This is a genomic window from Phenylobacterium sp. (genome assembly GCF_004297125.1).
In the GTDB taxonomy this organism is placed as follows: domain Bacteria; phylum Pseudomonadota; class Alphaproteobacteria; order Caulobacterales; family Caulobacteraceae; genus Phenylobacterium.
This window is the reverse complement of record NZ_SCVD01000026.1, coordinates 33,058-58,503: the sequence shown is the minus strand read 5'-3', so window position 1 is coordinate 58,503 and position 25,446 is coordinate 33,058. Positions and strand designations below refer to the sequence as shown.

Sequence of the window (25,446 nt, the reverse complement as noted above, 5' to 3'; positions counted from 1 at the left end):
GAGCTCTTGGGCTCACTGCCGGGCCTGGCTCGAAGGCCAGACCTTGGCGATGGCCTGCTGGCTGAGTTCCTCGTGGTTGGGCAGCTTCTGCAAGTTGAACTGATTGATCATGCCCACGAAGACGACCTTGCGCTCGGGATCGACCCAGAACCAGGTCCCGGCGGCCCCGTCCCACATGTAGCTGTCCTTGCCCATCGCGGTGGCGCCCTTCACCGGATCGGTCACGACCACGCCATCGTAGCCGTGCTGGTAGCCGGCGCGCAGGCGCTGCCAGCCGTTGGTGAAGTCCTTGTCGACGACGGCGGCCGGAAGCTGGTTGCTCGTCATGAGTTTCGCCGCCGCCGGACTGATGATCCGGGCGCGGCCCAGTGTCCCGCCATTCAGCAGCATCTGGCCGAACCGCGCATAGTCCCCGGCCGTCGTCACCATTCCGCCGCCGCCGGACGGAAAGCCCGGCCGCTGTTCATAGGTGTTGTAGAACAGGCCCGACCCAGGCGGCATCGGGCCCAGCTTGCCGCCGCTCAGCAGGTAGAGGTTGGCGAACCGCGACCGCTTCTCCGGTGGGACGACGAAGCCGGTGTCCCTCATCTTCAGGGGGCCGAGGATCTTCGCCTGCATGAAGTCGTCCAGGCGCTGGCCGGTGATGCGTTGGAGGATGGCCCCCTGGACATCGACCGAGGCGCTGTACATCCACTGTGTGCCCGGCTCGTAGGCGAGCGGAACCTGGGCCAGCCGGGCGATGAAGGTCTCGCCGTCCGGAGCGTCCATGACCTTCAGGGCCTTGTACTGGTCATCGACGTAGCCGCGGCCCATGCCATAGCTGAAGCCGGCGGTGTGGGTCATCAGCTCGCGCATGGTGGGCATGCGGGCCGGCGCTTCCAGGATCGGCTTGCCGTCCGGGCCCATGCCCTTGAACACCTTCACCCCCGCCAGTTCCGGCAGGAATCTGGTGATGGGATCCTCGGGCCGCCACTTGCCCTGGTCGTAGAGGATCATCATCGCGACCGCCGTGATCGGCTTGGACATCGAGAAGGCGCGGAAGATGGTGTCCGGCCGCATCGGATCGCCGGTGGCTTGGTCGCGCTTTCCGGCGGCCGAGCTGTGGACCACCTTGCCGTCCTTGAGCACCAGGATCACCGAGCCGCTCCAAAGGCCCTGATCGACGAGGGGCTGGAGCACGGCGTCAACCGCCGGCAGGCGTGGCTCGGCCACGGCGGGGGAGGCGCAGAGCGCCGCGGCGGTCATGGCGGCCAGCGCGAGTCGGCGGGAGATCATGGAACTGCTCATCAATCGAGAACGGGGAACATCAGGCCGGCCTGGCGCCGCGCCAGCCGTAGAAGGCTACAAGGGCGAAACAGGCGGCCGGCAGCAGGAAGGCCGAGGGCGTGCCGTAGAGCTCGGCGATCCGGCCCATGGGATAGGGCAGCAGCACCCCGCCGCCGATGGCCATGACCATCATCGAGGCGCCCCGCTTGGTGTCGGGACCGAGGTCGGCGATGCCCAGGGTGAAGATCGTGGCGAACATGGTCGACATGAAGAAGAACACGCCGATCAGGGCGATGGCCGAGACCTGGTCGACACCGGCGGCGACCACCAGGCACAGGGCGACGTTGATCACCCCATAGAGCGTCAGGATCACCCGCGGCGCGAAGCGTAGCAGCAGGCCGGTCGCCACGAACCGGCCGATCAGATAGCCGGCGGTGGCGATGGACAGCAGATAGGCGCCGCCCCGCGAGGTGAGGCCCGGCCAGGTCTCGGTGACCAGGTTGATGAAGAAGGCGCCGATGCCGACCTGGGCGCCGATGTAGAGCGCCTGGGTCAGCACGCCGAGCCGGAAGTGACTGCGGGACCAAAGCGCGGACCGGCCCACCGCCGAGCCGTCGGCCGCCTCATGGCTGGCCTCGCGGACTTCCGGCAGGCGGGAGAACGACACGAAGGCGGCGAAGGCGATCACCGCGATGGCGATCACGAAATAGGTCAGTTGGACCGCCCCCTGGCCACCGCCCGCGGAGGTCGCGCCGGGTTCCTCGGCGAAGAACAGCGCGCCGCCGATCAGCGGGCCGAAGAACACGCCCAGGGCATTGAACGACTGCGCCAGGTTCAGCCGCTGGGTCGCCTTTTCGGGTGGGCCCAGCACGTTGACGTAGGTGTCGGCGGAGGTCTCCAGCACGCATAGACCGGCGGCGAGCACGAACATCGAGCCGACGAATAACGGGAAGCTCGCCGCCTCCGCCGAGGGGATGAACAGCAGCGCGCCGCCGGCGGTGACCACCAGGCCGGAGACGATGCCGAACTTGTAGCCGCGGGCCTGCAGCAGCAGGCCGGCCGGCACGCTCATGGTCAGGTAGGCGCCGAAGTAGGCCATCTGCAGCCACGTCGACTGCGCCTTGCCGACGTGGAGTGTCTCCTGGAAGTGCTTGTTGAGGACGTCCAGCAGTCCATAGGCCAAGCCCCAGACCACGAAACAAGCGATGGCGATCGACAGCGGCCCGCGCAGGGATCCGGCCGGGCGCGCCAGCCCCGGCGGCGCGGCGTCGGTCTCGATGACCATGGTCGTCTCCCCTTGCATGGCGCTTGACGCACGCCTTGCCGTCACGGTGCCTGCGATCTGTTTTGAAGGCAAATGGTTAGTTTTGATCGATTGCAGATCAGGCCCCGCCATGGGCGATCTGCTCGCGCCAGGCCTGGCGATAGGCGTCGAGCGAAAAGGGCAGGGGCGCGACACGCTGCAGTGGGGACTTCGGCGGCAGCGTGGGGTCGATCAGGCGCAGCGCCCCGTAGGGCACGTCGTCGTGGGCGTTGGAGACGTGGACCGCTTGGTCCGGCCGCAGGGTCGCCAAGGCGCGCACGAAGACCTGGGCCTCGGCGAAGCGTCCCTCCACCAGCAGGCGCTCGCGTGAGCCGATCAGGTCGAGGGCGGCGTCGGACATCAGGGCCAGGTAGAGGCCCAGCACGGCGCGCTTGTCTGACCGGTCCTCCGGTTCGTGGCGCCAGCGCCCGGTGTGACCGGGGAAGGGGCCGACGCCTGGCGCGAAAGACGGGAACACGCAGGCTCCGCCGGCGATCAGCGCCGGGAGGCGTTCGATCAGGGCCTCCGGATCGTAGTCGTCGGTCAGATGCCAGGTGTCGAGACCCGCGATCAGTTCGGCCTCGCGCCCGCCCATGAACCGCGCCGAGGGGATCGGCTGTCCGGCGACATCGACATTCACCAGGCAGTCGCGGGCCTCGTCCAGGACCGGCAGGCCGCCCGCCGGATCGTCGAGCGACGGCGAGCGCATGGCGACGAACCAGGTGCCGGTCGAGAGGACCGTGGCGTCGTGGCGCCCGATCTCCGAGTGCCCGCGCGCCGCCAGCAGCGCCGCGTTGCTGTCGTGCAGGCCGCAATGGATCTGGCAGCCGGCGGGCAGTCCGGTGAGGGCGACCCACTCGGCTGTGAGCGGGCCCAGCGCCTCGCCGGCGTGGCGCACCGGACCCAGCCGATCGGCCCACCCCCGGTCGATGGCCAGTTGGCTTGGCCGATTGTCGAAGGGCCGCCAGAGGTCGCTGTGGCAGCCGAGGCTGGTGACTTCGCTGGCGGCGACCCCGCTCAGGCGCCACGCCCAATACTGTGGCCAAGGCAGGATGGTCAGGTCGTCCGGCCAGGGTCCGGTCATCGCTTCGAGGCGGTGGAGCTGAAGGCCGAGGTTTAGGCCCTGCGGCAGCGCCGGCGAGCCCGTCGCCCGGAAGTCGTCACGCAGACCGGCGTAGGCGGCGCGCTCCGCCTCCGGACCCTCGTCTTCGTAGTCCATCGGCGGTGTGAACGGCGCCCCGCCCGACACCAGGGCCGCCGCGGCCCCGTGGCCAACCGGGATGATGGCGCAGACCTCGGCCAACCCGGCGAACTCGCGCAGCGTCGCGCGCAGCCACGCCTCGATGCCGTCCACGTCCAGCGCGCGGTAGCGCCGGGCTTCGACCACCGCGTTGCGGCGCGAGCGGCGCGCCAGCGCCTGGCCGTCGGCGCCCCACAGCGACAGCTTCGCGTTCGTCTTGCCGATATCAAGGACGATCACGCCGTGGTTCGCCACAATTTCCCCCCGATCTATTTTGACGGCTTTTTATCGAAACTGATTGAAGAGGGCCAGGGCCAGGATTAGTCTTTCCACATGACTGTCCATACGCCGTCCCGTGCGCCCGCCTCCGCCTTGCCATTTCTTGTGCCGGCGTCGCGATGGTCCGCACACGCGGCGTCGAGCCTCTCGCCCGAGGAACTGCTGCTCTACCGCTCGAACCTCCTGGGCTCCGACCTGACGGTGACCAACTTCGGCGGCGGCAACACGTCGGCCAAGCTGGAAGAAGCCGATCCCCTCACCGGCGAGGCCGCCACCGTGCTCTGGGTGAAGGGCTCGGGCGGCGACATCGGCTCGATGAAGCTGGACGGCTTCTCGACCCTCTACCTGGCGAAACTGCTGCGGTTGGAGACACTCTATCGCGGGGTCGCCTTCGAGGACGAGATGGTGGGCTACCTCCCCCATTGCACGTTCAACCTGAATCCGCGCGCCGCCTCGATCGACACGCCGCTGCACGCCTACCTGCCCTACGCCCATATCGACCACGTCCACCCCGACGCGGTGATCGCGCTCGCCGCCTCGGCCGGCGGCGAGGCCGCGACGCAGGAGATCTATGGCGGCGAGGTGGGCTGGCTGCCCTGGAAGCGTCCGGGCTTCGACCTGGGCCTGCGCCTGCGCGACTATGTGACGACCAACCCGGGTCTGCGCGGCGTCATGCTGGCCGGCCACGGGATCATCTGCTGGGGCGATGACGCCAAGGGCTGCTACGAAAACACCATCGACCTGATCGCCCGCGCCGCCCAGCACCTGAACGCGCGGCTGGCCAAGGCCCCGGCGTTCGGCGGCGCCCTGGTCGAGGCGCTGCCGCCCGAGCGGCGCGCCGCCATCGCCGCCGAGTTGATGCCGCGTTTGCGCGGCCTGATGACCGGCGCCCACTCCAAGGTCGGCCATTTCAGCGACGACGCCGAGACCCTGGAGTTCGTGGGCGGCCGGGACTACCAGCGGCTGGCCGCCATCGGCACCTCCTGCCCCGACCACTTCCTGCGCACCAAGATCGCGCCGCTGGCGCTGGATCCGGCGCGCGTCGCCGAGGCCGGCTACCTCGAGGCGGCCCTGGAGACCTATCGGCAGGGCTACGCCGCCTATTACCAGCGCAACGCCCAGGCGGGCGACCCGAAGATGCGTGACGCCAATCCCGTGGTCGTCCTGCTGCCCGGCGTCGGCCGCTTCACCTTCGCCGCCGACAAGACCACGGCGCGGCTGGCCGGCGAGTTCTACGCCAACGCCATCAACGTCATGCGCGGGGCCGAGGCCATCGGCGGCTACGTCGGCCTGCCTGAGGCCGAGGCCTTCGCCATCGAATACTGGGCGCTTGAGGAAGCGAAACTGCAGCGGATGCCCAAGCCCAAGGCCCTGGTCGGCAAGGTCGCCCTGGTGACGGGCGCCGCGGGCGGCATCGGCGGCGCGGTGGCGGCGCGGCTGCTGGAGGACGGCGCCTGCGTCATGCTGCTCGACATAAATGCGCCAGGCCTGGAGACCATCCGCGAGCTGATGGTCCAGAAGTTCGGCCGCGACGCGGTGCGGGCCGACACCTGCGACGTCACCGACGAGGCGGCCGTGGCCCGCGCCTTCGCCACGACGGCCCGCGAGTTCGGAGGCCTGGACATCCTGGTCGCCAACGCAGGGCTCGCCTCATCGGCGCCGATCGGGGAAACGACGCTGGAGCTCTGGCGCAAGAATTACGGGGTCTTGGTGGAAGGCTACTTCCTGGCCAGCCGCGCCGCATTCCCGCTGATGCAGGCCCAGGCCGGCGGCTCCATCGTGTTCATCGGCTCGAAGAACGCCCTGGCCGCCACGCCCAACGCCTCGGCCTACGCCTCGGCGAAGGCCGCGTCCCTGCACCTGGCCCGCTGCCTGGCCCTGGAGGGTGCGGCGCACGGCATCCGGGTGAATGTCGTGAACCCCGACGCTGTGATCCGCGGCTCGCGCATCTGGGACGGCGACTGGCGCCAGGAGCGGGCCAGCGCCTACGGCATCGACGCCGGCGACGAGCTTGAGGAATTCTACCGCAACCGCTCGATGCTGAAGCGGAGCGTGCTGCCGGAGGACATCGCCGAGGCCGTGCGCTTCTTCGCCTCCGACGCGTCCGGCAAGTCGACCGGCAACATCCTCAACGTCGACGCCGGCAACGCCCAGGCCTTCACCCGATGAACGGCCAGCCCCTGTCCGCCGACCAGATCGAGAGCCACAACGCAGAGCGTATGGAGGCCCTGCGGGACGAGTACGACAGCCTGGGCCGCGCGCTCGGCCGGCGGGGGGTCGACATCGAGGCGGTGAAGGACAAGGTCGCGGCCTTCTCCGTGGCCTTGCCCAGCTGGGGCAGCGGTCGCGGCGGCACCCGCTTCGCCAAGTTCCCGATCGCCGGAGAGCCGACCAACATCCACGAGAAGCTGGAGGACTGCGCCGTCGTCCAGCAGCTCAGCCGGATGACGCCCCGCGTCTCACCGCATTTCCCCTGGGACAAGGTCGCCGACTACGCGGCCCTGCGGCAGGAAGCGGCCGCCCTGGGCCTGGGCTTCGACGCCGTCAATTCCAACACCTTCCAGGACCAGCCCGGTCAGCCGCACTCGTATCGAAACGGCAGCCTCACCGCCACCGATGCGGCGGTGCGCGCCCAGGCCGTCCAGCACAACATCGAGTGCATCGAGATCGGCCGCCAGTTGGGCTCGACGGCGGTCACCGTCTGGGTGGGCGACGGGACCAACTTTCCCGGCCAGCAGGACCTGGGCGGCTCGCTGGATCGCTATCTCGACAGCGCCGCGCAGATCTACAGCGCCCTGCCGGAGGGCTGGCGCATGCTGCTCGAGCACAAGATGTACGAGCCGGCCTTCTATTCGACGGTGATCTCGGACTGGGGCTCCAGCATCCTGGCGGCCCAGCAGCTGGGCCCGAAGGCCCAGTGCCTGGTCGATCTGGGCCACCATGCGCCCAACGTGAACATCGAGCAGATCGTCGCGCGCCTGCACCGCTTCGGGAAGTTGGGCGGCTTCCACTTCAATGACTCGAAGTACGGCGACGACGACCTCGATTCCGGCAGCATCAATCCGCACCAGCTGTTCCTGGTGTTCAACGAACTGGTGGAGGCCGAGGCCAATCCCCGGGACGGCTTCGACCCCGCCTACATGATCGACCAGTCGCACAACGTGACCGACCCGATCGAGAGCATGCTTTCCTCCGCCGAAGCCATAGGCGCGGCCTACGCCAAGGCGCTCATCGTCGACCGCGCGGCCCTGCACGCCGCCCAGTTCGACAACGATGTGATGATGGGCTTCCAGGCCCTGCGCCGGGGCTACCGCACGGACGTCACCCCGATCCTGGCTCTGGCGCGGATCGAGGCGGGCGGCGCAGCGGACACGATCCAGCTCTATCGCCAATCCGGCTGGCGAGAGCGCAAGGCGCAGGAACGCCGCGCGGTGGGGCTTGGCGCTGGCATCGTTTGACGCATTCTGATCAAAGCCGATTGCGGAGCCCCGGAAACGGGCCGACAACCGACCGCAGGGTTTTGAGGGACAAGATGCACGCCGCGGAGCGCGAGACACTCATTCTGCGCCTGCTGAGCGAACGGGGCTTCATCGGCTTCCAGGAGCTCGAACGCCGGATCGACGCCTCGCCCGCGACGCTGCGGCGCGATCTCGGGCGGCTGGTCGAGGCCGGCCGCATCGACCGCGTGCGTGGCGGGGCGCGGCTGCGCAGCGGCGGCGACGCCGTAGACACCCCCGGCGGCGCGCACCTGCAGGGCGTGCCCTTCCACGAAAACATCGGCCGCCACCCCCGGGCGAAGGCCGCCATCGGCCGGGCTGCGGCGGAGCTCTGTCGGCGCGGCGAGGCGGTGATCATCGACGGCGGCTCGACCACGCTGCAGATGTGCGCGCACTTGGAGACCCTGGAGCTGCAGGTCCTCACCAATTCGCTGCACATCGTCAGCGCGTTGCTGCCCCAGCCCGGCACGCGGATTTCCATCCCGGGCGGTACGTTGTTCCGCGAGCAGAACATCGTGCTTAGCGCGTTCGAGCAGGACGGCACCGAGCGTTTCCACGCCACCAAGATGTTCATGGGCGCCGCCGCCATCAGCCGTCACGGCCTGATGCAGAACGATGTGCTGCTGGTGCAGGCCGAGCGGCGCCTGCTGAGCCGCACCGACGAACTGATCGTGCTGGTGGACTCGAGCAAGTTCGCCGAACCGGCCGGCCATGTGGTCTGCGGCCTGGACGAGATCCACATCATCATCACCGACGACGGCATCTCCGAGGCCGACGCCGCCGCGATCGAGAAGGCCGGCCCCCGCCTGATCCGCGTCCCGGTCTAACGGGCGGTCTGCACGCCCAGCAGCCGGACCGGGCCCAACAGCCCCGACGGCAGTAGCGGCGAGGTGGCGGTGTAGGGCGAGATCGGCGCGAAGGTGATCGGCTTGGCGCCCGGCTGCTTGTCGCCGATCAGCCGGTTGGGCCAGAGGTTCACGACCCGGATCTCGACCTGGTTGTCCCGCCGCCTGAGCGCATCGGTGATGTCGACACGGTAGGGGGCGTGCCAGGAGGTGGCGACCGGCTTGCCGTTCACCGATACCGCCGCCAGCTCCTTGACGTCGCCCAGGTCCAGGACCACGCGCTTGCCCGGCCCGAACCACGAGGCGGCGGCCTTCACCGTCTTGCGGTAGGTCGCGCCGCCGGAAAAGTACTTCACGCCGGGATCGGCGGACTCCGTCCACGAGCCGAGCTGGTCGAACGTCGCCTCCGCCGGCGCGCTGCGGCCCGGCTCGAAGCGGACCGACCAAGGGCCCGCTAGCGTAGCCAGCACGTCGGTGCGCGCCGCCGGCGCCTGCCAGGCCTGGGCCGTGGTCGGCCTTCGGAAGACCACGAAGACCGCCTCGTGGGCCTCGAGCCTGAGCGGCGTCACCGTGGTCCCGTCGGGCGTCAGTCGGTAGCTGACCGACTCGGTGCGGCCGGTCTCGGCCCGCCAGAGCTCGGCGGCCTTGCCCGTCACCCGGAAGGTGGCCTCGACGTCCAGCGCCTCGTCCTTCTGGTTCGAGACGAAATAGACGTCCGCGTCGTCGGTGCGACGGTGCAGGCTCAGGAGCTCGGGATCCTTGGCCGAGGTGTTGAAGGCGTAGTCGGGACCGACCTTCTCCGCCGCCAGCGCCGCCGTCAGCGTGCGATAGACGCGGCCCTGCCCGAACCGGTGGCCATCGGCTCCGCCCGCGCCCCACACCTCGTCGGCGATCCGGCGGACTTCCGCGTCAGAGGTCGCCAAGCCCAGCGAACCCACCGGCTTCGGCCCCACCACCACGGCCCCGTCCGCGACGAGGTCGCGGACTTTGCGGATCGCCGGACCGGTCATCCGGGTCACGTGGTCCGGCAGGAACAGCACCCGGTAGCTCATGCCCCCCGGCGTCACGAGCCGCCCGTCCTTCACCGACAGCAGCGATAGCAGCGCCTCGGGATTGATGTAGTCGTAGCGATAGCCCGGCGGCACGTCGGTGTTGAGCCGGCGGCGCATCAGCTCCGTAAGGTTCCGGTCCTCGCCGTAGAAATAGGCCACGTCGGCGACGTACCTGCCCTGCTGCAGCATGAAGGACGTGCGGGCGAGATAGCTCACCCACGGCCCGGCGTCCTCGGCCCAGGTGTCGTTGCGGTTGAAGAACTGGCCGAAGAAGAACAGCGCCAGGCCCGGCTTGGCGTCGACCTGCGGCTGGTGCCGGGAGTCGTGGACGATGATGCGGTTGACGCCCCGGGCGAAGATTTCGTCCGCCACCGGCTTCAGCATCCGTGGCGAGAACGACCAGGGGTCCGTGCCGGCCGCCACGGTCAGAGCCTCGGCCGCCACCAGAGGCTTACCGTAGACGTGCGCGGCGGAGGCCGCCTCTTCCAGATCGGCCTTCAGCGAGAGCTGGCCGGGACCGGCGGCGAACGGGCGGTACCAGTATTCGGCTGTCGGGATGTCCGACCGGGCCTTCATGGTCATGCCGTCGCCGATCGCGCGTGGCGTGTCGCCGTTGGCCTCGGTGTAGTAGCCCATGCCGCGCTCGTGCAGCGCCTTGGCCAGCACGCCGTAGTGGGCGTCGGCCAGCAGCTCCTTCAGCGTCAGCCGGTAGTCCCAGAGGAAGCGGTCGCTGGCCTCGGCGCTCTCCACCACCCGGCCCGCCAGCACAGGGCCGAACGGGGTCGGGTCGTAGCCGCGGCGGCGCTGGAACTCGGCGAACAGGCCGGGGGTCCAGTTCTGGACTCCGGCCTCCCAGCTGTCAGTGAGCAGGGTCTGTACGCCGCCGGGGCCAACCGTGCCGCCGGTCGCGGCATCGTACTGGCTGAGGTAGGCGTCGATGTAGCGGCGCACGGCGGCGGGATCGAGCTTGTCGACCTCCAGGCCGGTGGCTTCGGCCTCCGCTGGGCCGTTGGTCTGGCCGGTGAGCGACCAGCCGAACCGCAGCACGGTCCAGCGGCCGGACGGCGGCGTCCACTGCAGCCTGCCGTCCGCGCCGACCTTGGCGGTCAGGTCGATCACGCCAGCCTTGGGGATCACCGCGTCGGCGGGGGCAGGGGCCGTGGCCGAGTCGGGATCGATCGACGGCTGGAAGCCTGCCTTGGCTTCGAAGGCCTGCACGCGCGCGCCCGTCTCGAAGGCGAGGCTGGCGATCGAGAAGGACGTGGGCGGCGCCGAAGACGGCCGGTAGCCTTTGGGTAGATCTGGCAGCGGCGGCGGCGGCGCTCGCGCGGTCAGCACCACCCGGAAGACCTTCGCCGTGGTCGCCGGGAAGGCCAGGGTCTGCTGCGGCGCCGGATGGTCTATGGTCGCGCTGCCGGGAATCTCCAGGCGCGCCACGGTGCGGAACTCACGCCCGTCGTCGCTGGCGCGCAGCTCGACGCCGGCGCCGGTGGCGACCGCCAGCGTCAGGGCCGAGAGCCGGGTCGGCTTGGCATAGGTCGCCTGGATCCACGCACTGGCCTCGCCGGCCGGAATCGGCAGGGTGACGGACTTCGCAAGGTCCCCCGCGGCGATCGGCGAAAGGTTCAGTGCGCCGGCGCTGGAGGACAGCAACGCGGGCGCGGCCTTCTCCGCGGCGGGTGTCGGGAAGGCGATCACGAAGGCCGGGCCGTGAACGTCGCCCTTGAGCTGCTTGGCTCGGCTGGGCGCCGCCTTGGCCTGGAACGGTCCGGTCGCAGCGGGAAGCGGAGTCAGCAGGCGGTCGAACGACCGGCCGCCCTCGATCTCGGTGGCGCTCCAGACGTATTTCTTCATGGCGTCGGCGGGCGACACCCAGACGCCGCCGGTCTGGCTCCAGCCGGGCGACCCGGCGATGCCGACCTCCATGCCGGCGTCGTGCGCGATCTGCGTCGTCTCGCGGAATACGCCCTGCCAGCCCGGGCTCATGAACGGCAGCAGGCTGTCCACGACCTTGGCCTCGGGGAACCCGCCGCCCGAGAAGGTATGCACGCCGCCCACGCCCACCCGCTGCATCCAGGCCAAGTCCAGCTTGGCGCCCTCCAGCGAGACGTTGCCGCTGAGCCAATGCCACCACACCCGCGGCTTGGCGGCCTGGGGCGGCGCCTGGAAGCCGGAGAGCAACGGATCGGTCGCGGGCTGCGCGAAGACCGGTCCGGCCGCGATCAGCAGGGCGGCGCTGGCGATCAGGGCGCCGCGCCTCACGGCGCGGCCTTCCGGGCGGCGGACTTCAGCAGGCCGCGCGCTTCCATCCACCAGACGAACTCCTCGAACCAGTGGTCGCTGCTGGCGCCCTTCGGCGTCATGCCGAAGCCGTGCCCGCCGCGCTCGTAGATGTGCAGTTCGGCGGGGCGGCCGGCGGCCTTCCAGGCGTTGAAGATCGGGATCGAGGCCCGGGCCGGCAGCAGCGGATCATCCGCCGCCGTGACGATGAACGCAGGCGGCGCGTCGGCCGGCACGGGCGTTCCCAGCGCCCCATAAACGATGCCCACGAAGTCCGGCCGGCCAGCCGCCTCGCCCGTCGAGATGTTGGCCGCGGTGATGGCGCCGGCCGAGAAGCCCACGAACCCCACGCGCTTGGGGTCGACGCCCCAGTCCGAGGCTCGGGCGCGCACCAGCTTGACCGCGGCGGCGGCGTCTTCGGCCGCCAGGGGCTCGGTCGCGAACGGCGGCAGCCGATGTTCCAGCGGCTTGCCGTCCGGACCCTTAGGATTCTGCAGCCCCCGCATGCGCTTCATCATCTCGACCATGAACACGGCCGGCGCTGGCGGTGTCTGCTCCACGCGGTATTTCAGCACGAAGGCCGTCGCACCCTGCTCGGCGAGCTTCTTCGCGACCAGGATCCCTTCACTGTCGAGGGACAGCATCATGAAGCCGCCGCCGGGGGCCACGATCACTGCGGTCCCGTTGGCCTTCGCCGGGTCGGGCAGGAAGGGAATGAGGCTGGGCTGGGTGACGTTGCGCACGATGCGCTGGCCGCCGCTTCCCGGAATCTCGTCGATCCGCTCGGGGTTGCCGCCGCTCTCCGGCAGCGGCTGCGCATAGACCGGGAACGAGGCCGGGTCCGCGGCCTGCGCCGAGGCGGCGACACCCAGGAGGATCGCGGCGACGACACCTGCCCCCACGGCGCGCAAGCGACCTGCCCTCATCGTGTCGTCCTCCCTCCGACCGGTCCGCGCGGTGCAGGTTCGAGCCCGCATACCTGCGTCACCCTAAGCCGATCCGCTCGCGCTTCACCGCCTGAGGTCGCCACCGGCGTCATTTGATCATAGACGATGGCATATGATCGAAAGTGAGTATAGCGACTTTTCAGCGGCCTAAGCCGCGTAGGACCGAGGCGCACACGAGGCTCGCAAGGGCTACTTGTGGTCGCTAATGGCAAAACTGCTCCCTATGAAGCGGCGCCAGTTGGGACTTGACGGCGGCGCATTATGAGCGATTTTGATGCCTTCTGCTGCAAATCCGCGTTCAATGAGGTTGCAGTGAATAATAAAGATCATACGGGGGGAGTCCCAATGTTCCAACGCCACCTTCGCGTCTCGCGCCGGGCTGTCCAATGGCTGCAAGGGTGCGCCGTCGTCGCCCTGGCCGCCGCCTGCGCCACGCCGAGCTTCGCCGCTGACGAGGGCGAGACCCTCAGCGAGATCGTCGTCACCGGGTCGCTGATCCGCGGGGTGGCGCCGGTCGGCACGAATGTGACCAGCGTCGACGAGGCCCAGATCAAGAAGATCGGCGCGGTCTCGACGAACCAGGTGCTGGCGCAGGTCCCCGTGGTCTCGAACGCCTTCAACACGACCGCGGCGACGCCCACCACGATCGGCAACTCGATTTTCCGCCCCAACATCCGGAACCTCGGCGCCGCGGGCGGCAACACCACGCTGATCCTGATCGACGGCCATAACGTGGTGGGCGCGGGCATCCTGCAGACCACTCCGGACGCCGGCGTGATCCCGCCCGGAGCCCTTGCGCGCGTCGAAGTGGTGGCCGACGGCGGCTCCTCGATCTACGGCGCCGACGCCGTGGGCGGCATCATCAACTTCATCACCAAGCGCAAGGCCGACGGCTGGGAGGTCTCGACGCACTACGGCGCCGCCAAGGGCGGCTACCATTCCGAGGATCTCAACGTCACCGGCGGGACCAGCTGGGCGACCGGTTCGGCGTTCGTGTCCTATGTCGCGCGCTACAACAGCAACCTGTCGGCGGCCAAGCGCGACTATTTCCGCCAGGACTTCCGTCCGCAGGGCGGCGCGGACTTCCGCGGCCGGGGGTGCTCGCCGGGCACCATCAGCGCCAACGGCGCCACCTACGCCCTGCCAGGCGGCGTCCCCGGGACCAGCAACCTGTGCGACCTTGCGGTGTTCACCGACCTGGTCCCGAAGGAGCACCAGAACAGCGTCTTCGGGTCCATCACACAGACAATCAGCGACAGCGTCAGCTTCGACGTCACCGGCTTCTGGACCGACCGCCTGACCAAGTCGCGGGCGGCCCAGGTGGCCGGCGCCGCCGTGCCGATCACCGTCGCCAACCCGTTCTTCGTCCGCGTCGGCGCGGCCAACGCCCAGACGGTGGATTTCAGCTACGCCTCCGTCCTCGGCCCTTACGCCGAGAGCCGCGCCGAGCTGGAGGAGTACGGCGTCACGCCGGTGCTGACCTTCAAGTTCGGCGGCGATTGGCAGGCCAAGGCCATGTACAACTATGGCTGGAGCGACACTCGGATCTACGCGCCCGGCGTCAACACCACGGCCCAGGCCGCTGCGGCCGCGGCCACCACCACCGCCACGGCGCTCAACCCGTACGACCTGACCCAAACCAACCCCGCGGTGATCCAGGCGATCACCAACTTCGGCAACACCGCCCGCTCGAAGCAGACGCTGAACGACTTCAGGGTCATCGGCGACGGCCCGATCTGGTCGCTGCCGGGCGGAGAGGTGCGGATCGCGATCGGAGCCGAATACCAACGCCAGGGCGCGGACGCCCTGTCGGTCAACGGCGTTCCCGGCGTCCTCACCGGCGCCATCGCGCTCGAAACCCACCGCAACATCAAGTCGCTGTTCGGCGAGGTGTTGGTTCCGATCGTCGGCGGGGCCAACGAACTGGCGTTCGTGAAGGAGCTGACCCTCACCGGCTCGGTCCGCTATGACGACTACAGCGACTTCGGCACGACCACGAACCCGAAGATCGGCTTCACCCTCGTCCCGGTCGAGGGCCTGAAGATCCGCGGCAACTACGGCACCTCGTTCAACGCCCCCAGCCTCGCCGACAAGACCGGCGCTGTGGACACCCGGGCCCAGATCCTAGCCGTGAGCCCGTTCCGGGCGCCCGGCTCGGCGCCGACCGACCTGTTCCGGCCGACGATCATCCTGGCCGGCGGCAACCCCGACCTGCAGCCTCAGACCGCCGATACCTGGTCGATCGGCGCGGACTTCACGCCGTCGCAGGTCCCCGGCTTCCAGGCGGGCGTGACGTTCTGGAGCGTAAAGTTGAAGAACACGATCACCGTCGTCCCGTCGGGCGGCGTCGGCTCGCTGTTCACCGTCCCGGCCTTCGCCAGCTTCGCCACCATCAATCCGTCGCTCGCCTTCGCCCAGGCCCAGACCGCCGGCATGTTCGTCGATGGCGCGCCCAGTATCGCGGCGCTCTATGTCGGGACCAGCCCCTATGTGCTGCTGGACCTGCGGCGGAAGAACATCGGCAACCTGAAGGCCTCCGGCCTGGACTTCTCGGCCAGCTACACGCGTACGCTCGACTGGGGCACGGCCTTCGCCGCGGTCACCGGGACCTACGCCCTGGACCGCAAGGCCTCGCCCTTCGCCGGCGCCGACTACATCGACGTCCTGGGCGCCGACACGAGCAAGTTCCGCGCGAGCGTCTCCGCCGGGGCGACGGTGGGCCAGTTCACGGGCTCGGCGACACTGAACTACTCCGCCGGCTACGACGTGACGGGGGCTGCCCCCCAGACCCACACCGGCGCCTTCGCCCCGGTGAACCTCGCGCTGGTCTACAACTTCGAGGCCGACAACGCGGTGCTGAAGGACCTCAGCGTCTCGCTGAACATCGACAATGTGTTCAACGAGGACCCGCCGTTCCTGAACGTCTCGCCCGGCGCGCTCCGCCAGGTGAATGGCTCGACCGTCGGCCGCTTCGCCAACCTGGGCATCCGCAAGCGGTTCTGATTTGTCCGCGCCTGCGGTTCCGCTGCCGGCGCGTCGGTCGCGGCGGTGGCGGTCCGAAGACCCCAGAGACTCAAGGCTGCGGCATTTCGACCCGATGGGGTCGGAGGGCGCCGCTGCGCATGCCGATACTCCGACGCCCACGGCTTCCGACGGGTGCAAGCTCTCGACGAGTTTGGTCGGCGATCGGAAATTTTGTACCTCCAGCCTGCGAACTCCGTCATCGACAAGGGAGAATTCTACCGCGTAGAACCCGCGCGGCGATCGCAGGGGCCTGAGCGCGGCCCGTGCGCGCGCCGGGGATGAGGACATGACGATGCGCGCGATGGAGCAGCAGGGACTCTACGATCCCCGCAACGAGCATGACGCCTGCGGAGTCGGCTTCGTCGCCAACATCAAGGGCCGCAAGTCGCACGAGGTGGTGCAGGCCGGCCTGCAGATCCTGGTCAACATCGACCACCGCGGCGCCGTGGGCGCCGACCCGCTGGTGGGCGACGGGGCGGGGTGCCTGATCCAGATTCCGGACCGGCTCTACCGCGACTGGGCGGTCGAGGCGGGCGTCGATCTGCCCCCGGCCGGCGAGTACGCCGTGGCCATGTGTTTCCTGCCGCAGGATGCGCTGGCGCGCTCCGCCGCCATGGAGCAGTTCGAGCACTTCCTGAAGGTCGAGAAGCAGCCGCTGCTGGGCTGGCGCGACGTGCCGGTGAACACCGACGGCCTGGGCGCGGCGGTGCTGGCCTCCATGCCCTCGATCCGACAGGCCTTCGTCGGCCGCGGCCCGAACGTGAAGGACCAGGACGCCCACGAGCGCAAGCTGCTGGCGGTCCGCAAGCAGTTCCAGAATCCGCTGGCGGAACTGGCGGCCAAGCGCGGGATCCCCGAGCTCACCCAGGTCTACCTGCCGTCGTTTTCCACCCGGACCGTGGTCTACAAGGGCCTGCTGCTCGCGAACCAGGTGGGCAGCTTCTATCGGGATCTGGCGGACGAACGCTGTGAGTCCGCCCTATCGATGGTCCACCAGAGGTTCTCGACCAACACCTTCCCGTCCTGGAAGCTGGCGCACCCCTATCGGTTCATCGCCCACAACGGCGAGATCAACACCGTCCGCGGCAACGTGAACTGGATGAACGCCCGGCGGCGCACGCTGGAGAGCGAGCTGCTGGGGCCCGACCTCAACAAGATGTGGCCGCTGATCCCGCACGGACAGTCGGACACCGCCTGCCTGGACAATGCTCTGGAGCTGCTGCTGGCCGGGGGCATTCCGCTGGCCCAGGCGGTGATGATGCTGATCCCGGAGGCCTGGGCCGGCAATCCGCTCATGGATGCCGAACGGAAGGCCTTCTACGAATACCACGCCGCGCTGATGGAGCCGTGGGACGGCCCCGCCGCCGTGGCCTTCACCGACGGACGCCAGATCGGCGCCACGCTGGACCGCAACGGCCTGCGCCCCGCCCGCTTCGTCATCACCGACCAGGACCACGTGATCATGGCCTCGGAGGTGGGCGTGCTCGACGTTCCCGAGGAGCGCATCGTCCGCAAGTGGCGGCTCCAGCCCGGCAAGATGCTGCTCATCGACATGGAAGAAGGGCGGATCATCGAGGACGAGGAGATCAAGCGGAACCTGGCCGCCGCCGCGCCGTACCAGACCTGGCTGGCCGAGACCCAGTTCAAGCTGGAGGAATTGTCGCTGGACGAGGTGGCGCCCGAGGCGGCGCCCAACGACCCCGAGACCCTGCTCGATCGCCAGCAGGCCTTTGGCTACACCCAGGAAGACCTGCAGTTCTTCCTCGAACCGATGGGCCGCGATGGGGACGACCCCCTCGGCTCCATGGGCCACGACACGCCCATCGCCGTGCTCTCGTCGCGCTCCAAGCTGCTGTACGAGTACTTCAAGCAGAACTTCGCCCAGGTCACGAACCCGCCGATCGACCCGATCCGCGAGGAGCTGGTGATGAGCCTGGTCTCCATGATCGGGCCCAGGCCGAACCTGCTGGGCCGCCAGGCTGGCACGCACAAGCGCCTGGAGGTGGCCCAGCCGATCCTCACCGACGAGGATCTGGCCAAGATCCGCGCCGTGCACGAGCTGCTGGACGGCGCGTTCCGCACCGCGACGATCGACATCACCTGGTCGGCCGAGGAGGGCGCGGCGGGACTGGAGGCTGCGCTGGACCGTGTCTGCCGCGAGGCGACCGACAATGTGCTGGCCGACACGAACATCCTGATCCTCTCGGACCGGGCCGTGTCGGACAGCCGCATCCCGATCCCGGCCGCGCTGGCCACCGCGGCTGTCCACCACCACCTGATCCGCCAGGGCCTGCGCATGCAGACCGGCCTCGTCATCGAGACCGGCGAGGCGCGCGAGGTGCATCATTTCTGCGTGCTGGCGGGCTACGGCGCCGAGGCCGTGAACCCCTATCTGGCGTTCCAGACCCTGGAGCAGCTCCGCGTATCCAACGGCCTGTCGCTGTCGGCCTACGACGTGCGCAAGAACTACATCAAGGCGGTGGGCAAGGGCATCATGAAGGTGATGTCCAAGATGGGCATCTCGACCTACCAGTCCTACTGCGGCGCCCAGATCTTCGATGCGGTCGGTCTCTCGTCGGCCCTGGTCGACCGCTACTTCACCGGCACGGCGACCACCATCGAGGGCGTCGGCCTCGCGGAGGTCTCGGAAGAGACGGTCCGCCGTCACCGCGACGCTTTCGGCGACAATCCCATCTACCGGAACATGCTGGACGTGGGCGGCCAGTACGCTTGGCGCCTGCGCGGCGAGGCCCACGCCTGGACGCCGGAGTCGGTCTCCGGCCTGCAGCACGCCGTGCGCGGCAATCTGCCGGGCGAATACCTGAAGTTCGCCAACGCCATCAACGAACAGAGCGAGCGCCTGCTCACCCTGCGCGGCCTGATGCGCATGAAGCCGGCCGAGACCCCCCTCTCGCTGGACGAGGTGGAGCCGGCCGCGGAGATCGTGAAGCGCTTCTCCACCGGAGCCATGAGCTTCGGCTCGATCAGCCGCGAGGCGCACACGACCCTGGCCATCGCCATGAACCGGATCGGGGGGCGTTCGAACACCGGGGAGGGCGGCGAGGAGCCTGACCGCTTCGTGCGCCTGCCGAACGGCGACTCGATGCGCTCGGCGATCAAGCAGGTCGCCTCCGGCCGCTTCGGGGTCACGACCGAGTACCTCGTCAACGCCGATGACATCCAGATCAAGATGGCCCAGGGCGCCAAGCCCGGAGAGGGCGGCCAGCTCCCCGGCCACAAGGTGGACAAGAACATCGCCCGGGTCCGGCACTCGACGCCGGGCGTCGGCCTGATCAGCCCCCCGCCCCACCACGACATCTATTCGATCGAGGATCTGGCCCAGCTGATCCACGACCTGAAGAACGTGAACCCCCAGGCCCGCATCTCCGTGAAGCTGGTCTCGGAGGTGGGCGTCGGCACGGTCGCGGCCGGCGTCGCCAAGGCGCGGGCGGACCACGTCACCATCTCCGGCTTCGAAGGCGGCACGGGCGCGAGCCCGCTGACCTCGCTCACCCACGCCGGCTCGCCCTGGGAGATCGGCCTGGCCGAGACCCAGCAGACCCTGCTGCTGAACGGCCTGCGCAGCCGCATCGCCGTGCAGGTGGACGGCGGCCTGCGCACCGGTCGCGACGTGGCCATCGGCGCGCTGCTGGGCGCCGAGGAGTTCGGCTTCGCCACGGCGCCGCTGATCGCGGCGGGCTGCATCATGATGCGCAAGTGCCATCTCAACACCTGTCCGGTGGGGGTGGCGACCCAGGACCCGGTGCTGCGCGCGCGGTTCACCGGCCAGCCCGAGCACGTGATCAACTACTTCTTCTTCGTCGCCGAGGAACTGCGCGGGATCATGGCCGCGATGGGCTTCCGCACGCTCGACGAGATGGTCGGCCGGGTGGACCGCCTCGACATGCAAGAGGCCGTCGACAACTGGAAGGCCCGGGGCGTCGACCTGTCGAAGCTCCTCTACGCTGCGGCCTCAGCCGGCCAGGCGGCGCTCTTCAACACCGAGCGTCAGAACCACGGCCTGGAGCACGCCCTGGACCACGCCTTCCTCGCCGACAGCGCGCCGGCGCTGGAGCGGGGTGATCCGGTCCGCGGCGAGTATGCGATCCGCAACGTCAACCGCACCGTGGGCGCCATGCTCTCGGGCGAGGTGGCCCGGCGCTACGGCCACGCCGGCCTGCCGGACGACACCATCGCGCTCACCCTGCGCGGCACGGCGGGCCAGAGCTTCGGCGCGTTTCTCGCCCGAGGCGTCAGCCTGACGCTGATCGGCGACGCCAACGACTACGTCGGCAAGGGGCTGTCGGGCGGCCGGGTGGTGGTGCGCCAGCCGGCGGGGTCGCGCCGCGATCCCACCCGCAACATCGTCGTGGGCAACACCGTGCTCTACGGAGCCATCGCCGGCGAAGCCTATTTCGAGGGCGTGGCCGGCGAACGTTTCGCCGTGCGCAACTCGGGGGCCGTGACGGTGGTCGAGGGCGTGGGCGACCACGGCTGTGAGTACATGACCGGCGGCGTGGTCGTGGTGCTAGGCGACACCGGCCGCAACTTCGCCGCGGGCATGAGCGGCGGCGTCGCCTACGTCTACGATCCGCTCCGGCGCTTCGAACCCCTGTGCAACAAATCGATGGTCGACCTCGAAAGCATCGCGGCGGACGCGTCGGCGGGGGACGACGCGCAGCGGCCGAGCCAGCGTTCGGTCTCGGTCGACAACGCCGGCATGGGCGACCTCTTGGGCCACGACGCCGAGCGCCTGCGCATCCTGATCGAGCGCCACCACCTGCACACGGGTAGCCGCCGGGCCGCCGAGATCCTGGAGAACTGGGACCTGGCGTTGCCGTCGTTCGTGAAGGTCATGCCGAAGGACTTCCGACGGGCGCTGACCGACATGGCCACCGAGCGCGCCGCGGCCGCCGCGGTCGCGGCAGAATAGTCCGGACGGGGGAACTACGATGGGTAAGCCGACCGGATTTCTCGACTTCGAGCGCAAGGACCGCGGCTATGCGCCGGTCGTCGAGCGCCTGAAGCACTGGAAGGAGTTCGTCCTGCCGTTGCCGCGGGACGAACTGCGCCAGCAGGCCTCGCGCTGCATGAGCTGCGGGATCCCGTTCTGTCACCAGGGCTGCCCGGTGAACAACCAGATCCCGGACTTCAATGAGCTGGTCCATCGCGACCAGTGGCGCGCGGCGCTGGACAACCTGCAGTCCACGAACAACTTCCCGGAGTTCACCGGCCGCATCTGCCCCGCCCCGTGCGAGGCCGCCTGCACCCTGAACATCCCGGACACCCCCGTGACCATCAAGTCGATCGAGTGCCAGATCATCGACCGGGGCTGGGACGAGAACTGGATCACGCCCGAGCCCTCGCGCCGGGGCACCGGCAAGCGGGTGGGCGTGGTGGGGTCGGGCCCCGCCGGCCTGGCCTGCGCCCAGCAGCTCGCCCGGGCGGGCCACGCCACGACCGTCTTCGAGAAGTCGGACCGCATCGGCGGCCTGCTGCGTTACGGCATCCCCGACTTCAAGATGGAGAAGCACCTCATCGACCGGCGCGTCCGGCAGATGGAGGCCGAGGGCGTGATCTTCCGCACCGGGTTCGAAGTCGGTGGAATGGTTTCGGTCCAACGCCTGTTGGACGACTACGACGTGCTGGTGATGGCCTGTGGCGCCGAGGATCCGCGCGACCTGCCCATCCCCGGCCGCAATCTGGCGGGCGTTCACTTCGCCATGGAGTTCCTGACCCAGCAGAACAAGCGCAACGCCGGCGACGAAGAGGCTATCGCCGCGCCGACGGGCGCGATCGACGCCCAGGGCAAGCACGTGGTGGTGATCGGCGGCGGCGACACCGGGTCGGACTGCATCGGCACGTCGAACCGCCAGGGCGCGGCCTCGGTGGTTCAGCTCGAGATCATGCCGATGCCGCCCGAGCACGAGAACAAGGCTCTGACCTGGCCCGATTGGCCGCTGAAGCTCCGCACCTCGTCCTCGCACCAGGAGGGCGTCGAGCGCGAGTTCGCCGTGGCGACGAAACGGTTCATCGGGCAGGACGGCCGCGTCACCGCCATCGAGTGCGTGCGCCTCGAATGGATCGCCGGCGCCGACGGCCGGATGCAGATGCGCGAGATCGCCGGATCGGAGTTCGAACTGAAAGCCGACTTGGTGTTCCTGGCGATGGGGTTCGTCGGTCCGACGAAGGCCGGCGTGGTGGAGCAGAGCTGTGTGGACCTCGATCCGCGTGGCGCCGTCCTGGCCGACACCAACGACTATCGGACCTCGCAGCCCAACATCTTCGCCTGCGGCGACGCGCGGCGCGGCCAGTCCCTGGTGGTCTGGGCCATTCGCGAGGGACGCCAATGCGCCCGCGCCGTCGACGCCCACCTGATGGGTTCCTCCACGCTGCCCCGTTAGGGCGCCTGGCGGAACTCGTCCCGTCCGGGACGGCTCGTTCAAGGAGCCGAAATTCAAGGCGCGCGCCTCGAATATGGCGGCCAGCGGCGGCCGCGGCCGGGAATCCGCAGGTGATGGGGGAGGTCTGCGTGTTCACCGTTGCTGAACGGCGCTATCACAAGCGTCACCAGCCGCTCCAACCCACGACGCTATGCCCGCCAGACAAGCCCCGCCCGCCATCGGCCCTCGCCTGCAGGCCCTCCGCAAGGAGCGCGGCCTCACTCTGGACGAGCTCTCGGCGGCGTCGGGGGTCTCGCGCTCGATGCTGTCGCAAATCGAGCGCAGCCAGGCCAACCCCACCCTGGCCACCGTATGGCACCTGTCCCACGCGCTGGGTGTGGAGCTGTCGGAGTTCGTCGGCCATCAGCGGATCGAGCGACGTGGTCGCATCGACGTCACGGCGGCGTCCTTCGTGCCCGAAATCCGCACAGAGGACGGCCAATGCGTGCTGCGGATCCTCAGCCCGGCGGATAAGGCGGGGTCCATGGAGTTCTATCTGCTGGATATCGCGCCCTTCGGGGAACTGGTGTCCGAGGCCCACACCCGCGGCAGTCACGAACACCTCACCGTCCTCGGCGGCGAGTTGGCGGTGATGAGCGGGGATACGACGGCCACGGTCGGGGCCGGGGGGATCGCGCGCTATCCGGCCGACGTGCCGCACGCGATCCGGAACGAGACCGGCGCCCCCGCCCAGGCCATCCTGGTGGTTATCTCATAGTGGAAATTCCATTATACTAGACATGAATTCCAGTATGACGTACGGCTTGGCGCCAGGAGGCTGCCGATGCCGGACAACGCGTTCTATGAACGCCAGCGCGCGATCCTGGAGGAGATCCAGGCCCAGGGCCTGACCAAGCCCGAACGGGTGTTGCTGTCGCGCCAGGGCGCCCATGTGCGGCTGCGCGACGAGGACGGCCGCGAGGTCGAGGCGATCAACCTCTGCGCCAACAACTACCTCGGCCTGGCCGGCGACCAGCGGATCGTCTCGGCCGCCATCGCGGCCACCAGCGCAGGCGGCGCCGGCTTCGCCTCGGTCCGGTTCATCTGCGGCACCCACGAGCTCCACAAGGAGCTCGAGAGCGCGATCTCCAGCTACCTCGGCTACGAGGACGCGATCCTGTTCGCCGCCGCATTCGACGCCAACGGCGCGGTGTTCGAGCCGCTGCTGGACGACCAGGACGCGATCATTTCGGACAGCCTGAACCACGCCTCGATCATCGACGGCGTCCGGCTCAGCAAGGCCCGACGCTACCGGTTCGCCAACAATGACATGGACGACCTGGAAGGCCAGCTGAAGGCCGCCCGGACGGAGGGTGCTCGCACCATCCTGATCGTCACCGACGGCGTCTTCTCGATGGATGGCTACCTCGCCAACCTGTCGGCGATCACCGACCTCGCGGCCCGCTACGACGCGCTGACGATGGTCGATGACTGCCACGCCACGGGCGTCGTCGGCCCGACAGGTCGCGGTGTCGGCGCGCTGCAAGGCGTGGCCGACCAGGTCGACATCGTCACCGGCACCTTCGGCAAGGCGTTGGGCGGGGCGATGGGCGGCTTCATCTGCGCGCGCCGCGACGTGATCGCCCTGCTGCGCCAGAAGGCTCGGCCCTATCTGTTCTCCAACGCGCTCGCGCCCTCGATCTGCGGCGCGTCGCTGGCGGCCATTGAGATCGCCAAGGGCCCCGAGGGCGACGACCTGCGCCGGCAGATCGTCCGCAACGCCGCCCATTTCCGCGGCGCCCTGACGGAGGCGGGCTTCAAGCTGAACCCCGGCCAGCACCCGATCATCCCGGTTCTCCTCGGCGACGCGCGGCTGGCCCAGAGCATGGCGCGCGAGCTGCTGGACCTCCGCGTGTTCGTGACCGGCTTCTCGTTCCCGGTGGTGCCCAAGGACCAGGCGCGCATCCGGACCCAGGTGTCCGCCGCGCACACGCCGGCGGATTTGGATTTTGCAGTGGAGGCGTTCGTGAAGGCGCGGGAGATCTGCGGGGCGGCCGCGGGATGACGAATGCGATGTTCGCCTTGGAGAAGAGCCGGCCGGAACCGGGGCTCTGGGGTGTCGAGGCGAAGGCGCCCGCCGTCGGCCCGGAGGACGTGCTGATCAAGGTCAAGCGCACCGCGATCTGCGGCACCGACCTGCACATCTGGAACTGGGATGAATGGGCGGCGGCCACCGTGCCGACGCCCATGATCGTCGGCCACGAGTTCTCGGGTGAAATCGTCGAGATCGGCGGCCGTGTGACGCGTCCCCTGAGGTTGGGCGAACGCGTCTCGGGCGAAGGGCACATCGTCAACCTGCACTCGGCCGCCAGCCGCGCCGGTCACTTCCACCTGGATCCCGAGACGGTGGGCGTCGGCGTGAACCGCCAGGGGGCCTTCGCCGAGTACCTGTCGATCCCGGCGTTCAACGTCGTGCCGCTGCCCGACGAGGTGACGGACGAGATCGGGGCGATCCTCGATCCGTTCGGCAACGCCATGCACACGGCCCAGCAGTTCGAGCTGCTGGGCGAGGATGTGCTGGTCACCGGGGCCGGGCCGATCGGCATCATGGCCGCGGCGATCGCCCGCGCCGCCGGCGCCCGGACCGTGGTGATCACCGACCACAATGCGTTCCGCCTGGCCCTCGCGGCCAAGCTCTCGGACGTGCGGCCTGTCAACGTCCTGACGGAGGACCTGAAGGACGTGATGGCCGAGCTGCGCATCCCCGATGGGTTCGGCGTGGCGCTGGAGATGTCGGGCGCGGCGTCGGCGATAGAGCAGGCGGTCGATGCGCTGGCCATGGGCGGCAAGCTCGCCATGCTGGGTATCCCGGGCAAGGCGATGGAGGTGGTCTGGTCGCGGATCATCCTGAAGGCGCTGACCATCAAAGGCGTCTACGGGCGCGAGATGTTCACCACCTGGCGCAAGATGTTCGGCCTGATCCGAGGAGGCCTGGATCTCACGCCCCTCATCACCCATCGCTTCGAGGCGCGCGCGTTCGAAGCCGCCTTCTCGACTGCGCTCGGAGGGGACTCCGGCAAGGTCGTCCTGACCTGGTGAGCGACGGCGGCTCCGCTCGCAACCCCGAGGCGCCGCCCACGTGGGCGCCGGCGCCCGTCCTGTCGGCCGAATCCTGAGCTGCCGGCCGATGTGCGGCCGCGCACCGGCGGTTATGGCTTCGGGCCGGCCGTTCGATGGCTAAGGTTTCCGGGTGAGAGACACCGCAGACGCCATCGCAGGTTCCAGGAGGCGCCGCTGACCGCCGGCCTCGCCCCGGAGCTCGCCACGCGC

Annotated in this window: 14 protein-coding genes; 9 read left to right on the top strand and 5 right to left on the bottom strand. The window is 69.3% G+C overall.

The window, feature by feature from the left end:
* Positions 1 to 12: 12 nt before the first annotated feature.
* From EPO51_RS19185 to EPO51_RS19175, 3 genes are all read right to left on the bottom strand, one after another.
* Positions 13 to 1,275: a serine hydrolase domain-containing protein gene (locus tag EPO51_RS19185; RefSeq protein ID WP_293353551.1), complete on the bottom strand. Its 1,263-nt coding sequence runs from the start codon at positions 1,273 to 1,275 to the stop codon at positions 13 to 15.
* Between the two features lie 31 nt (positions 1,276 to 1,306).
* Positions 1,307 to 2,551 carry a sugar MFS transporter gene (locus tag EPO51_RS19180; protein WP_293353549.1) on the bottom strand — a complete coding sequence of 415 codons (1,245 nt, stop codon included), beginning with the start codon at positions 2,549 to 2,551 and terminating at the stop codon, positions 1,307 to 1,309.
* A 97-nt stretch (positions 2,552 to 2,648) separates the two neighbouring features.
* On the bottom strand, positions 2,649 to 4,049 hold the full coding sequence (locus EPO51_RS19175) for an FGGY-family carbohydrate kinase (RefSeq protein WP_293353547.1): 1,401 nt from the start codon (positions 4,047 to 4,049) through the stop codon (positions 2,649 to 2,651).
* A gap of 93 nt (positions 4,050 to 4,142) precedes the next feature.
* Between EPO51_RS19175 and EPO51_RS19170 the strand changes: the two genes are divergently transcribed.
* The 3 genes from EPO51_RS19170 (at position 4,143) to EPO51_RS19160 (ending at position 8,412) form a co-directional block, all read left to right on the top strand.
* The gene (locus tag EPO51_RS19170; RefSeq protein ID WP_293353545.1) at positions 4,143 to 6,257 is read left to right on the top strand and encodes a bifunctional rhamnulose-1-phosphate aldolase/short-chain dehydrogenase; all 2,115 of its coding nucleotides are present in this window, start codon (positions 4,143 to 4,145) and stop codon (positions 6,255 to 6,257) included.
* A complete protein-coding gene (gene rhaI, locus EPO51_RS19165) occupies positions 6,254 to 7,546 on the top strand; it encodes an L-rhamnose catabolism isomerase (RefSeq protein WP_293353543.1) in 1,293 nt (430 codons plus the stop codon). The genes EPO51_RS19170 and rhaI overlap by 4 nt, the downstream gene beginning before the upstream one ends.
* Positions 7,547 to 7,620: 74 nt before the next feature.
* Entirely contained in the window at positions 7,621 to 8,412 is a 792-nt protein-coding gene (locus EPO51_RS19160) for a DeoR/GlpR family DNA-binding transcription regulator (RefSeq protein ID WP_293353541.1), read from the top strand.
* On the opposite strand, the gene EPO51_RS19155 is transcribed toward EPO51_RS19160, so the two are convergent.
* Entirely contained in the window at positions 8,409 to 11,744 is a 3,336-nt protein-coding gene (locus EPO51_RS19155) for a glycosyl hydrolase (RefSeq protein WP_293353539.1), read from the bottom strand. The genes EPO51_RS19160 and EPO51_RS19155 overlap by 4 nt on opposite strands.
* Positions 11,741 to 12,688 carry an alpha/beta hydrolase gene (locus EPO51_RS19150; protein ID WP_293353538.1) on the bottom strand — a complete coding sequence of 316 codons (948 nt, stop codon included), beginning with the start codon at positions 12,686 to 12,688 and terminating at the stop codon, positions 11,741 to 11,743. The genes EPO51_RS19155 and EPO51_RS19150 overlap by 4 nt, the downstream gene beginning before the upstream one ends.
* A 366-nt stretch (positions 12,689 to 13,054) precedes the next feature.
* Here EPO51_RS19150 and EPO51_RS19145 point away from each other — a divergent pair, with 366 nt between their 5' ends.
* The 6 genes from EPO51_RS19145 to tdh all read left to right on the top strand — a co-directional run bounded on the left by EPO51_RS19145 (position 13,055) and on the right by tdh (position 25,215).
* Positions 13,055 to 15,712, top strand: coding sequence for a TonB-dependent receptor plug domain-containing protein (locus EPO51_RS19145; RefSeq protein ID WP_293353537.1), 2,658 nt, complete (start codon positions 13,055 to 13,057; stop codon positions 15,710 to 15,712).
* A gap of 307 nt (positions 15,713 to 16,019) precedes the next feature.
* Entirely contained in the window at positions 16,020 to 20,666 is a 4,647-nt protein-coding gene (gene gltB, locus EPO51_RS19140; protein ID WP_293353535.1) for a glutamate synthase large subunit, read from the top strand.
* A 19-nt stretch (positions 20,667 to 20,685) separates the two neighbouring features.
* Complete coding sequence (locus EPO51_RS19135; RefSeq protein WP_293353533.1) at positions 20,686 to 22,137, top strand: glutamate synthase subunit beta; 1,452 nt, start codon at positions 20,686 to 20,688, stop codon at positions 22,135 to 22,137.
* Positions 22,138 to 22,327: 190 nt separating this feature from the next.
* Positions 22,328 to 22,894 (top strand): helix-turn-helix domain-containing protein, encoded by a 567-nt coding sequence (locus EPO51_RS19130; RefSeq protein WP_293353531.1) that lies wholly within the window; start codon positions 22,328 to 22,330, stop codon positions 22,892 to 22,894.
* A gap of 66 nt (positions 22,895 to 22,960) precedes the next feature.
* Complete coding sequence (locus EPO51_RS19125) at positions 22,961 to 24,181, top strand: glycine C-acetyltransferase (protein ID WP_293353529.1); 1,221 nt, start codon at positions 22,961 to 22,963, stop codon at positions 24,179 to 24,181.
* Complete coding sequence (gene tdh, locus EPO51_RS19120; protein ID WP_293353527.1) at positions 24,178 to 25,215, top strand: L-threonine 3-dehydrogenase; 1,038 nt, start codon at positions 24,178 to 24,180, stop codon at positions 25,213 to 25,215. Before EPO51_RS19125 ends, tdh begins: the two co-directional genes overlap by 4 nt.
* Positions 25,216 to 25,446: the final 231 nt, after the last annotated feature.